Source organism: Lancefieldella parvula DSM 20469 (genome assembly GCF_000024225.1).
GTDB classification, from domain to species: Bacteria; Actinomycetota; Coriobacteriia; order Coriobacteriales; family Atopobiaceae; genus Lancefieldella; species Lancefieldella parvula.
Genome location: NC_013203.1, coordinates 34,021 through 46,409, shown reverse-complemented (window position 1 = coordinate 46,409; position 12,389 = coordinate 34,021). Strand labels below are relative to the sequence as shown.

The 12,389-nt window shown below is 46.8% G+C and carries 12 protein-coding genes; 3 read left to right on the top strand and 9 right to left on the bottom strand.

Annotated elements, in window-relative coordinates:
- Window positions 1–158 precede the first annotated feature (158 nt).
- Window positions 159–683, top strand: coding sequence for a flavin reductase (locus APAR_RS00225; RefSeq protein WP_012808137.1), 525 nt, complete (start codon window positions 159–161; stop codon window positions 681–683).
- A gap of 310 nt (window positions 684–993) precedes the next feature.
- Window positions 994–1,212 carry a hypothetical protein gene (locus APAR_RS00220; RefSeq protein WP_012808136.1) on the top strand — a complete coding sequence of 73 codons (219 nt, stop codon included), beginning with the start codon at window positions 994–996 and terminating at the stop codon, window positions 1,210–1,212.
- A 147-nt stretch (window positions 1,213–1,359) separates the two neighbouring features.
- On the opposite strand, the gene APAR_RS00215 is transcribed toward APAR_RS00220, so the two are convergent.
- The 6 genes from APAR_RS00215 to purE all read right to left on the bottom strand — a co-directional run bounded on the left by APAR_RS00215 (window position 1,360) and on the right by purE (window position 7,449).
- Complete coding sequence (locus APAR_RS00215) at window positions 1,360–2,436, bottom strand: acyltransferase family protein (protein WP_012808135.1); 1,077 nt, start codon at window positions 2,434–2,436, stop codon at window positions 1,360–1,362.
- A complete protein-coding gene (gene purN / locus APAR_RS00210) occupies window positions 2,437–3,051 on the bottom strand; it encodes a phosphoribosylglycinamide formyltransferase (protein WP_012808134.1) in 615 nt (204 codons plus the stop codon).
- The gene (gene purM, locus APAR_RS00205) at window positions 3,041–4,129 is read right to left on the bottom strand and encodes a phosphoribosylformylglycinamidine cyclo-ligase (RefSeq protein ID WP_012808133.1); all 1,089 of its coding nucleotides are present in this window, start codon (window positions 4,127–4,129) and stop codon (window positions 3,041–3,043) included. Before purM ends, purN begins: the two co-directional genes overlap by 11 nt.
- A 10-nt stretch (window positions 4,130–4,139) precedes the next feature.
- The gene (gene purF / locus APAR_RS00200; protein WP_012808132.1) at window positions 4,140–5,633 is read right to left on the bottom strand and encodes an amidophosphoribosyltransferase; all 1,494 of its coding nucleotides are present in this window, start codon (window positions 5,631–5,633) and stop codon (window positions 4,140–4,142) included.
- Window positions 5,634–5,830: 197 nt separating this feature from the next.
- Complete coding sequence (srtB, locus tag APAR_RS00195) at window positions 5,831–6,754, bottom strand: class B sortase (protein ID WP_012808131.1); 924 nt, start codon at window positions 6,752–6,754, stop codon at window positions 5,831–5,833.
- Window positions 6,755–6,987: 233 nt separating this feature from the next.
- A complete protein-coding gene (gene purE / locus APAR_RS00190; RefSeq protein WP_012808130.1) occupies window positions 6,988–7,449 on the bottom strand; it encodes a 5-(carboxyamino)imidazole ribonucleotide mutase in 462 nt (153 codons plus the stop codon).
- Between the two features lie 116 nt (window positions 7,450–7,565).
- On the opposite strand from purE, the gene APAR_RS00185 reads away from it, so the two are divergent.
- On the top strand, window positions 7,566–8,435 hold the full coding sequence (locus tag APAR_RS00185) for a pyridoxamine kinase (RefSeq protein WP_012808129.1): 870 nt from the start codon (window positions 7,566–7,568) through the stop codon (window positions 8,433–8,435).
- Between the two features lie 127 nt (window positions 8,436–8,562).
- Here APAR_RS00185 and APAR_RS00180 read toward each other — a convergent pair whose 3' ends face one another.
- The 3 genes from APAR_RS00180 to APAR_RS00170 form a co-directional block, all read right to left on the bottom strand.
- Complete coding sequence (locus tag APAR_RS00180; protein WP_012808128.1) at window positions 8,563–9,498, bottom strand: hypothetical protein; 936 nt, start codon at window positions 9,496–9,498, stop codon at window positions 8,563–8,565.
- Window positions 9,499–9,688: 190 nt separating this feature from the next.
- Window positions 9,689–11,536 (bottom strand): ABC transporter ATP-binding protein, encoded by a 1,848-nt coding sequence (locus APAR_RS00175; RefSeq protein ID WP_012808127.1) that lies wholly within the window; start codon window positions 11,534–11,536, stop codon window positions 9,689–9,691.
- A gap of 6 nt (window positions 11,537–11,542) precedes the next feature.
- On the bottom strand, window positions 11,543–12,388 hold the full coding sequence (locus APAR_RS00170) for an NUDIX domain-containing protein (RefSeq protein ID WP_012808126.1): 846 nt from the start codon (window positions 12,386–12,388) through the stop codon (window positions 11,543–11,545).
- Between the last annotated feature and the right edge of the window lies 1 nt (window position 12,389).

Sequence of the window (12,389 nt, the reverse complement as noted above, 5' to 3'; positions counted from 1 at the left end):
GCAGTGGAATTCACGACTCATCATCCAAGAGAATGCCGATACCTCCGTCGATATGCGCCTCGAGGCGCTTGGGCGGATCCGGGACGATATGGCAGAATATATGCCTGACATCGAGTTTGAGACGCATGTCATATCATATATGCTGGAGGGGAGACGTCATGCATGAGGTAGATATCAAGAGCCTGCAGCTCAACCCTTGGTCGCTTTTCGGCGACCGATGGGCGCTCATCACCGCCGGCAACGAGTGCGATGGCTTCAACACCATGACTGCGGCGTGGGGTCATTTCGGAACGCTCTTCAGCTTGCGGGGAGGCTCCCTCAATACCACTATCTGCTACATCCGTCCCCAGCGCTACACAAAGGTCTTCATGGACAGCCATGATACCTATACGCTCTCGTTTTTCCCCGACACGGCGGAATACAAGAAGAAGCTGGCCCACCTTGGCGCAAGATCAGGGCGCGATGAGGACAAGGTTGCCCACGTAGGCCTTACGCCCAAGTTCCTCGAGGGAACGACTACCTTCGAGGAGGCCAGCCTCGTCTTCGTGTGTCGCAAGATCTATGTGGATGATCTTGCCGAGGAAAACTTCATAGATGTCGGTATTGTCGAGAAGAACTACCCGCTTCGGGACTTCCATACCCGCTATATTGGCGAGATTCTCAAGGTCTACGTCGCCGATTAGTGACACCGGTCCCATATGCCAGCGGACACATGGGAGCCGGCCACCGGTACATCTTTCTCACTATTCAGCGAGCTTCTTTGCCTCTTCTGCAGACATTCCCAACACAACTGGGGTGGATCTATAACCAACACCCATACGATCGACGCCCATGTCAATAAGCTCTAAGAAATGCTCCCGGGTACGGATGCCGCCGGAGCCCTTGACCTATGTTTTGGAGCAGTGTTATTCTGACTGGTAATCAAACTGTCCCCGGCATCTTGCCAGCGGGGATGTGAACTGCAGTAGGCAAGGACATGCGTGAGGAGAAAACATGCTGTTTGGAAGGCGGAAAGTTGTCGACAAGGTAACCCAGAACGATGATGGGACCACGACCGTCGAGATGCATGATCCAACAAAGGTGGAGATGACTACCGACGGCAAAGTCGGCGTCAACCTCTTCGACAAGGAGGTCGTGAAGGGCAAGACAGTCGGTACCGAGAAGGAGGTCACCATCGACCTGAAGTCGCTGTTCCGTCGTAAGAAGAAGTAACGGACAGGGGTTCTTCCAGTCCTTTAGACCAGGACAGACGTTCGTGTTTGAGATCGTATGCAAAAAGGTATTCTCTTTGGTCTTGTTGCCGCAATTACTGCAGTGATATAAGCGGAATAGCGCGTAGGTTACCTTCTCGGCACTCTATTATTCTTTGGAAGATTTCTGCTCTTTATGGGCCTTCTGACGACGTTCTTTTAGATATTTTCTAAGCGGCTCGGTTACAACATAATGATTAACAAATGCCCCAAAAGTTGCTAATAAAGCTGCAACCAGCGCATTTGTATAAGGGTGCCATGATGGAAAATACAGAACTAGCGCTTGCTGAATTGGAAAAGCCCAAAGGTAAATGCCATAGGAAAGCTCAAACTTTGTGCCAAACTTACTAAAGTGATTGCCCATACCGTACGCAAGATAAAAGCATGCAACAGGGAAAACTGTAAGCATTGCAAGATTGTCAATGCCACGGAAAACCATGACAAACCACAGAGCAATCGATGCTAGGCCTAAAATAGGTGAAATAATAACTCGGTCCCTAAGTACCCAAATTAAAACGCCCAAATAAAACAAAAGTACTGCACGAACAACGCTTAGTTGAAACGGAGAAAACTTCACGTAATACACTGCTGCCAGTATAAAAACAGGTACTGAGAGCAGCAAAAACTTTTTCTTATCAAATTTGGTGAGCTTATAGCTTATAAAACACAGTATATAGCAAATAAACTCAACGGGAAGCGTCCACAGTGCAGCATTAACCACATCACCCGAAGGATTGTTCGTAAACACTCCTGGCAACTGATGAACCATTATTAAGGCACCATTAAGCAGGTACTTATATGTCTGTGGATTAGTAAAATACTCCACAGGTGAAAGCGTTGAGAATATTGGACCCAACACAAAAGTTGTAAGAATCACAACAAATATGAGTTCTGGGAAAAGTCTACCAACACGTGCCGAGAAGAACTTTTTTGGTTCAGGGTAATGCTCGCAACTTCGAGCAATCAAAAATCCACCAAACAAGAAGAAGATACCAACAGAAACGCCGCCTGGACTCAAACGATCCCCAGTTAACTGCAGTAGATAACTACCAGCGTCGCCGCCTAAGACCACTGAGTAGCAGTGAGAAACAATGACCATCAACGCAGCAATAAACCTTATAAAGTTCAGGTTATTAACGCGCGATGTTGCTACGTCGTTCAGTTTAATCTGGGCACTTCTCGCCATTTACTCGCCTAACTCTATACGAACCTTTTTGCCCTCAACGTGAACCCTGTCCTGGGCAAAAAACCGCAAAACCTCTGGATAAAGCTGATGCTCTACCTGGTGAATTGCCTCTTCAAGCTGATTGACGGTCCAACCCTCTTCAACCACAACAGGTCGCTGAGCGATGATAGGTCCGCGGTCATAATCAGCATTTGCTAGGTGAACGGTAACGCCCGTCACTTTGACGCCGTACTCATATGCATCCTGAATAGCATGTGCACCGCGAAAACTTGGTAACAGCGCCGGGTGCAAATTGAGCACGCGATTAGGGAAGCTCTCCAGAATAGGGGCGCCAACTTTGCGCATATAACCGGCCATAACAACGTAATCAACGTCATAACGTTTGAGCTCGGTCGCAATGACCATGTCTGCAACAAACGGATCCTCATACGTCTCTTTTGAAAGCGTCAGGGTTTGCAGGCCAGCTGCCTCTGCCCTCTTCAAGCCGTATGCACTGGGGCGAGAAGAAACAACCAGCTCAATAGTTGCATCTAACTTACCAGCCTGGATGGCATCAATAATAGCCTGGAGGTTGGTACCTGAGCCGGAAAGAAGAACGCCAAGCTTAATCGGCATCGTTGTAGACCACCTTTCCGGTGCCTGGGATAATCTGGCCTATGATAAATGGTTCAAATCCCTGATCAGAAAGAGCTTCCGCCACATCGTCAACATCATCCATATCCACAATAAGAGCCATGCCAACACCCATATTGAATGTACGATACTGCTCATCAAGAGATAGGTTTGCAGCGTTAGAAACATATGAGATAACAGGCGGAATAGACCACGCAGGGCCAGCTTCCCCACCACGATCAACCTCAGCATCAAGGTGAGCTGGTAGCGCGCGATTGAGGTTCTCGGTGATTCCGCCACCAGTAATATGTGCCATAGCCTTGATAGGCGCTCCTGCACGAAGAGCTGCAAGCAATCCACCTGCATAAATAGTGGTTGGACGCAAAACAGCGTCTGCAAGAGATTCACCGTTAAGTTCCTCGAGTGGCTGATTAAGCTCTTCAACAGTCTTGCCTTCGATAACAACTTTACGCACCAAGGAATATCCATTTGAATGGATACCAGAAGAAGGAAGTCCCAGAATAATGTCACCTTCGCTGACCTTCTCGGGACCTAAAATTTTTGGTTTGTCAACAACGCCTACAACAAAGCCAGCTAAATCATAATCGTCGGGATTCATAACGCCTGGATGCTCAGCCATCTCACCACCTACCAGAGCGCAGCCACTCTTACGGCAACCCTCTGCAATACCGCCAACAATCTCAGCGACCGCTCCAGCCTTAAGCTTACCCACAGCTACATAGTCCAAGAAGAACAGAGGCTCGGCACCCATAGGAACAATGTCGTCAACGCACATTGCAACCAGGTCCTCGCCTACCGTGTTGTGACGGTTAAGCAGCTGGGCAATAGCAAGCTTAGTACCAACGCCATCAGTACCACTAACCAGCACAGGCTCTTCCATGTCCTTAAGTGCAGCGGCCGAGAAACAAGAGCCAAAACCACCCAGGCTACCAATGACCTCAGGGCGAGTAGTTGTAGCAACAGCAGCTTTAATGGCGTCAACCGCACGGGCGCCCTCATCAACGTCAACGCCTGCGTCAGCGTAAGTAATCTGCTTGGTTGGATCAGCGGAAGTAGTCATTGTTCTCCTCTTACTGCTCTGAGGGCATAAGACCCTCGTCAATTAACTGCTGTTCTACCTGGTCAAATTTTAGTGCAAAAGACGGATTCAGATTGTCTGGTGTGTTTTCTGGCAAAAACCTTCCATGGAAGTCTTTTGGAATTGCTACAGGATACCTGCCATTAAAACATGACTCGCAATAACCCCTTGATGGCACGCATGCAAGCAGACCTTCAATGCTTAAGAAGCCCAAAGAGTCTGCACCGATATACTCGCAAATTTCCTCTGTGCTCATTTTTGCTGCAACAAGCTGATCTTGGTCAGCAGTATCAATACCGTAGAAGCATGGCCACGCAACCTTAGGAGAAGCGCTTCTGACGTGCACTTCTGTAGCTCCTGCATCTCTGAGCAGCTGAACAATCTGCTTTGAGGTAGTGCCGCGAACAACCGAATCATCCACCATCACAATGCGCTTATCTGCAACAACGTCGGACAGTGCATTGAGCTTGAGTCGAACACCCAGCTCACGAAGCTGCTGTGTAGGTTGAATAAACGTCCTTGCAACGTAGCGGTTTTTAATTAAGCCGGTAGCAAATGACACGTCCAACTCTTGTGCAAAACCTTCGGCTGCAGGAACGCCAGAATCCGGTACACCAATTACCAGATCAACATTTGCTGGTGTTTCTTTTGCCAGTTGTCGACCCATCTGATGACGAACAGAATACACTGAGCGACCGCTAATAATAGAATCAGGGCGCGAGAAATACACCTGTTCAAAAATACAATCTGCCTGCTGACGAGGAGAAAGTCCCATCTCAGAAGACAGACCGTTGTCTGATATGCGAATAATTTCGCCAGGGGCAACCTCACGTACATACGTTGCACCCACAATATCCAGCGCACATGTCTCAGATGCAACCACCCAGTTATTCTGGTTCTTCTCGCCAATATAGCCAAGTACCAGCGGACGAATACCGTTAGGATCCCTAAACGCGTAGAGAGCGTTCTCACGAATAAGCACCATAGCATAGCCGCCCTCGATAAGGTTCATAGTTGCGGCAATGCCGGTACGCAGTCGATGCGTTTGATGTGTGAAGTAGCCAATAAGCTGGGCCGCTACCTCGGAATCCGTGTTTGATCTAAAGGAAATCTGGCGAGAAGATAGTTCCTCCCGCAAGGAGTCAAAGTTAACAAGAGTGCCGTTGTGCGCCAGAGCAATGAGGGTCTCATCGATGGACGACATGTGCGGCTGAGCCGATTCCCAGCCTTTGGCGCCCGCGGTACCATAGCGACAGTGACCGATAGCCACTTTACCTGGCATTGCGTTGAGATCATCGTTGTTGAAAACTTCAGTTACAAGGCCCGTGTCTTTTCTGATAAGCACGGTCTGCCCATCACCAACGGCTATACCTGCGGAATCTTGCCCGCGATGCTGCAGCGCATGCAGCGCAAAATAAGTGAGTCGAGCAACGTCACGGTCAGGCGCCCATACACCAAAGACGCCACATTCCTCGTGAAGTTCCATTGGATCCCCTCCGGATGCCTCAGCTTGAGCCACCCTTGATCAAACGTCTCTCACGTTTGGCAACAGTACTTACAGTGTACCTAGAAATTTGTAAGAAAAAACGCTCCGAACAAATATGTTTGGAGCGTGTAACAATTTTTTAAGAAAGCAGTATTTTACTGCTCTAGCTGACGTCTTCTGCCTGCCTATAATACCGACTACTGAGTCTTTGGCTGAGCCTCACTCTTTGGAACACAGATGAGCATGGTACGACCATATTGATCAGTATAATTACAGGTAAAGAGTGTAAGAACATGCTCGGTGCGAGAAATAACCTCAGCCGCATCTGAGCGAGAGCTTACTGCTCTAGAAAGCCTATCCTTTAAATAAGACCTAAACTCATCCACTGAAGTAAAGTTAAACTGCCTGACTTCATCGTCATCCTCATCAGTATGATAAGTGAATATAGGCTCTAACTCATACGTCTGAGTAGGCGTAACATACCAGATAGTCTCAACTTTATTAAAGGTATTCTGGTCGTTCAAGGCACCAATGAATTGAAACATGGAACCGTTACGCATATGGTGACCATAAAGAATAGTCTGCTGATCAATTAAACCATTTGGATTATTCTCGTAGTCCATAAAAATCTGGCCACCGATAGACCACTCTCCCTTTGCGTTGGTGTGGAGGTAGTACTCATTATCCGTAGTCTGGTAAACAGGATAGTTAATCTGTGATCCAGGAATCTGAATCCAACCAACAACTTGGCTGTTCACTGCCTTCAGACCAGCCCAATCAACAACAGGAGCCTCGTCTTTTTTCTCGGGAACTGTAGTATAAGCTGCAAGCTCCTGATTAATAACATCCTGAGCATAATAATCTACCTGCGTTTTTCCAAACATAATAGCTGCAGCAATTAAGAGAGCAATTCCAACTATCAATAAAATGGTTGAAAGGATATTGGAAAAACCTTTCTTGGCAGGCTTGCTACCAGGTTTTTTCTTATTGCTATCTTTTTTAGACGAAACCATGCTTTTCATAGGTATCATTTCAACAGAGGTTTTTAAAACTTCATTATCTTCAGCCGGCTGATCAGCAGCGGCAAATGATGAAAAATGTTTGCCGTTTCTTGATTCCATGCACTTCCCTTCTGAAGGAACTCTCTTGTCATACCCTTTAAAAGTTTAGCTATGCACGGAACAAAAATCTTTATACATCTTACGAAGTCATCGCTTTATCACATCTTATAGTTGTAAAAAGCCTGCGCTTTAGGTTATCTATAGCGCAGGTTTAGTTATTGCTTCCATTTAAACCAAAGCCACTAGCAAACTATAAAGAAGCAACAAAGAAGTTTTTGCTGATTGTCCCCGATTTATGCGTCAGCCATCTCAGCCTTAAGCTGAACGATCTTCTCCCGATACTCTGGAAGTGAAGCGCCTAAGATTTGTGTAGCGTAAATAGCTGCGTTTTTAGCACCGTTAATAGCAACACAAGCAACAGGCACGCCAGATGGCATCTGAACCATGGAGAGCAGGGAGTCCATGCCACCGAGATCAGAGGTCTTCATTGGAACGCCAACAACAGGCAGCGGAGTGAATGCTGCAACGACTCCACCCAGGTGAGCGGCCTTTCCTGCAGCTGCAATAATTACCTTGATGCCACGTTCAGCAGCACTCTCAGCCCACCGGTGAACCTTATCTGGGGTGCGGTGAGCAGATGCAATGACCAGCTCGTATGGAACACCAAGACGCTCAAGCTCATTAGTACATCCTTCCATAGTTGCAAGGTCACTCTTTGATCCCATGATGATACCGACAACAGGCTGATCTGCCATTTCTGCTCCTTTGTTACTTCTCTTAAAATAGACGAATACGCCAATCATTCACCTCACAGTATAGAGTATGATTTTCTAGAACGTTGGTCCATCAGTCCACGTGAAAGGAAACTGTAATGAATGAAACCAACTCCGTTCTGTACCAGCGAGAAAGCTCGTACATCCCCCGTATTGCCGCAGTGCATGACCTCTGTGGATACGGAAAATGCTCGCTTGGTATAGCCATTCCGGTGCTTTCTGCAGCGGGATGTGACGTTTGTCCAGTGCCTACATCTCTTTTCTCGGCACACACCAAGTTCCCTACGTTCTACATGCATGACACCACCAACATGCTCGAGGATTATCTTGATGCATGGCAGGAAGAAGGCATTGACCTGGACGCTATTTATTCTGGCTTCCTTGGCGCTGCAGAGCAGGTTGCAAGCATTCAACGTTTATATCAGGAGCATCCAAAAGCACTTCGCATTGTTGATCCAGTTATGGGCGATGGCGGCAAGATGTATCCAACATATACGCAAGAGCTTTGTGACGCAATGAAATCCCTGGTAAACGGTGCCGATATTCTGACACCAAACCTTACAGAAGCTTCGATTCTAACTGGTATTCCTTACGCTGGTCAAAATTTAACTGACGAGCAAGTAAATGAACTACTCGACGCGTTACTTGAAATGGGTGCAAAGTGCGTTGTTCTTAAGGGTATTGTTCGCAATGATAATCTTATCCGCAACTTTGTTGCTACCGAGTCTGAGCGCGGTGAAATTGTTTCCGAGCTTCTGCCATACATGCTGCACGGAACCGGCGATCTGTTTGCTTCTGCACTTTTAGCTGCAGTTATGTGTGGCCAGGAAATTGCTGACGCTGTCGAGTTTGCTGGTGAGTTTGTTTGCGAGTCCATGGAGATTACTCGTGAGCAGCCAAACTTTGAGCTTCGCGGTGTTTCGTTTGAAACAAAGCTTGGCCTGATTACTCAGCTTCTGCAAGAGTAGCGTATCGACGCTAAATCGCTGCATTATTTTGCGTTCTAATACGGATTTAGCCGCAACTACTGTCTTTTAAAACATGGGTGTCCTCTTTTTTAAGTGGACACCCATTCTGATTTGCTGTTGCTATAGGTTATTTGCCACTTGACGTAGTGTTTGAAGTGCCATTTGTATTTGTTACGTTTCCGTTAGTACCACTTGAACCGTTAGTACTTGTGGTACCAGTTGTTGAGTTGTTCTTCGACGAAGAATCGCCACCAACAATTCCGCCCAGAACACGAACTGGCGTAAATGATGTAGCAATCTGATCGCGTAACTCTTCTTGAATCGTGTTGTTTGCACCGGTAATAACCATGGTAATGTTTACACCATCAGAAGACTGCGTCTTTGAGAATGTAAAGGTAAAGATAGGTGTTGCATCTCCGCCCGGTTTAAGGAATCCAAAGAGCTGAGACTTCTGCAGCTCACCTTGATCATTTCGGTGAACACTGACATGATAGACAACCGTATTAATTCGCGGGTTGAGCAGTGCATTAATGGCAAACGCCTGAGCCTGGACACTAGATCCCGCGTAACATTCAAGCACGTCTTTTGAAGTAGTATCGGTAACCGTTACCTCAACGCGCCCAGTGTTCTCATCAGCTTCCTGAACCGAGAAATCCTCAGGAAATTGTGTAAATCCATTGCCCCACTCAACACCGCCACGCAATGCAGACGCAACAGTTCGCACCGTAACTGACTCAGTTAGATTTGCTGTGTTAGCTCGGCGAATAACACCACAAGAAACCTGCATCAGAACAACAATTACCAAGAAAATCAAAACAAAAAGAACTGCCGTTTTTGTAATGACCTTCTCGATATTTGAGCCTGAAGGATCGGATCCCGAAAGAGGGTCAACGTCTACCGCTGCAGCTCCACCCTGCCTGCGAGTACGTTCTAAAGCTGCACGTTCCTCATTAGGGTGACCTGTCTCGTCTACCTTGGTAAACAACTCTTCAGCTGCGTCAGCATCAAGCGCACCCTTCTGGCGACGCGCGAAGCTTGAACGTTCTGCATCATCTTTAGCCATGTAGCTCTCTCATTCAACCTGCATAGACACGCTTTCAGGGCTTTTGAAGCGTTGACTCTCGACTTTGATTACAAGCTGCTAGTTGCAACTCGCAAATTGCAAACTATAAATCATAAACTTCAATCAAGTACATCGCGAGAAAAACGATTGCTGTAGCAAAAGAATTTCGCAAAGCACTTAATATTTTATTTTACCGCCTTGTAGGATTTGGCGCACCACCAAACTGCATTTGATAGTAATGAGCGTAAATTCCACCTTTTTCTAGCAGCTCATTGTGGGTTCCACGCTCAACTGCACGACCATGATCAATAGTGATAATTTCATCAGCACCCATAATTGTTGAGAGACGGTGAGCAATGACCAGCGTAGTCCTGTTCTTTGCCAATTCGGAAAGAGATTCCTGAACTGCGCGCTCGGATTCGTTATCCAAAGCAGAAGTTGCTTCGTCCAAAATGAGCAGCGGAGGGTTTTTCAGGAATACACGCGCAATAGAAATGCGCTGCTTCTGTCCACCAGAAAGCCTTGTTCCACGCTGCCCTACCTGCGTGTTATATCCGTCTGGCAACGACTCAATAAACTCTGCGATGTTTGCTCGTTTGGCTGCTAGCGCAATAGCTTCTGCAGAAGCTTCAGGACAACCATACGCAATATTCTCAGCGATGGTGCCGTCGAAAAGATACACGTCTTGTTGAACCATACCAATTGCCGAACGTAAACTGTGCTGTGTAACGGAACGAATATCCTGACCGTCAATAGTGATACTTCCGCTTGTTACGTCGTAGAATCGTGGCAATAAAGCACAGGTAGTTGACTTACCTCCGCCTGAAGGGCCAACCAGAGCAACGGTTTTTCCGCTCTCAATATGAAGATTTAAACCGTCAATAACATCTTCAGCATTGTCGTAAGAGAAATGAACGTCTTGGTAGATGATTTCTCCAGCTGAAATCTGAATATCCTTGGCAGCAGGTGCGTCTTGAATATCCGGCTGGGTTTTAAGAATTTCCATGAAACGCTTGAAGCCAGCAAGTCCTTTCTGGAACGTCTCGGTAAAGTTCAAAATATTCATGATTGGCGTAGTAAACAACGAAATGTAAAGCGCGTAGGTGGCCAAATCAATTGCTTGCATCTGACCCTGAGCAATCATCCAACCGCCCAAAACCAACACAACGGTATTCAAAACACCCATCATGCCCGAAATAGCAGCTTGATACCTACCCATAGCTCGGTACATGTTGGCCTTGGAGTCTAAATACGCCGAATTGCTTGCTCTAAATTTCTTACGCTCGTGATCTTCTGCCGCAAAGCCCTTAACCACGCGAATGCCAGAAAGCGAGTCCTCTAACTGAGTATTCACATCAGAAATACGCATGCGGTTCTCTTTAAAGATTCCCCGCATATGCATATTGGCAAAGAAATTAAACACCACAAGAACAGCGGCAATTCCAGCAAGTACCAGCGTAAGAGGCACGTTAATAAAAGCCAGGATAACAAAAGAACCAGCAATCTCAAGCAAGCCGATAATCAGGTACTCAGGACCGTGGTGTGCTGTCTCAGAAATATCAAACAAATCGGATACCAGACGACTCATCAAGTCGCCCGTCTTATGTCGGTCATAATACGAGAAACTCATGCGCTCGTATGCGTCAAATAGGTCTTCTCGCATTTTGCTTTCCATGCGCGCACCCATGATGTGTCCCCAGCTAATGACAAAATAGCGGCACAGAAAGTGAACAAAGTACATAACAACAAGGCCAACGGTAATAAATCCAAGGCTGGCTAAAATGACATCTTTACCCTGTGTAAACAGACCTTTTGTGAGCGATCGCAGAATCTGAGGAAACGCGAGTTCAATACAAGCCAAAATAATGGCGCAAATAGTGTCCAGAATGAACAGATGTTTTTGCGGAGCGTAATAAGAAAGAAAACTGGCAAACAGCGATTTGCGATGTTTGCCAGAAGCGTTGTTACCAAATCCGTTTCTGTTAGAAGCTGAGGCCAAAGAGCGACCAAATACAGGACGAGAAGAACGATTAGACATGCGTAATTACTCCATAGGCAATCGGCGTGAAATTGAATCGCAGATAAGAGCTCCAATGATAGTTTTTGCATCCTCAATTTTGCCATCAAGAACAGCATCTATAAGCTCAGATAGTGGAACAAGATCTACGTTAATGAATTCATCGGCATCTGGATTTGAACCCTCAAAGATCAGCTCAGTTGCCATGTAGAGATGAATAAGCTCATCAGTAAATCCATCAGAAGTGGCGGTAGTGGTGAGAAACGCCATCTTTCCCGCCTTCATTCCTGTCTCTTCCAACAACTCGCGGTGAGCACAATCAAGAGGATCCTCGCCTGGGTCCAGCTTTCCTGCAGGCAACTCAACTGTCACGCGACCAAGTGCAGTTCGGTACTGACGAACCAAGCAAATTCTTCCATCATCAGTCAGCGCTACAATTGCAACAGCCCCAGGATGGCGCACAACATCACGAAGAGCGGTACGTCCATCAGGTAACGAAACACGAAGTCTGTTTACGTCAAAAATACGGCCAACCCAAACGGTATTTTCAGTGAGAGATTTTTCTTCCAGAAAGGCATCACGCGCATCCTCGGTTCCTGCTACAAAACTGCGTTTTTGTGGCTCACCAGAATGATGGTAGGCAGCATCATCCACAGCAACACGCTCTCCATCATAAGTAAGCGAATCAACTGCCGATTGTAAATCATTGCGAGCAGAATCAAATACCTCTGGAGTTACCTGCGTGTCAGCATCAATAATCTCCGGATCAGTAGGCTGCATATCATCAAACACGTCATTAAATTGAGCGCTGCTCTGACTGCTAGTCCGGGCACTATCCTGGACATTGTTTTTCTCGTCACTTTGATTTTTCATA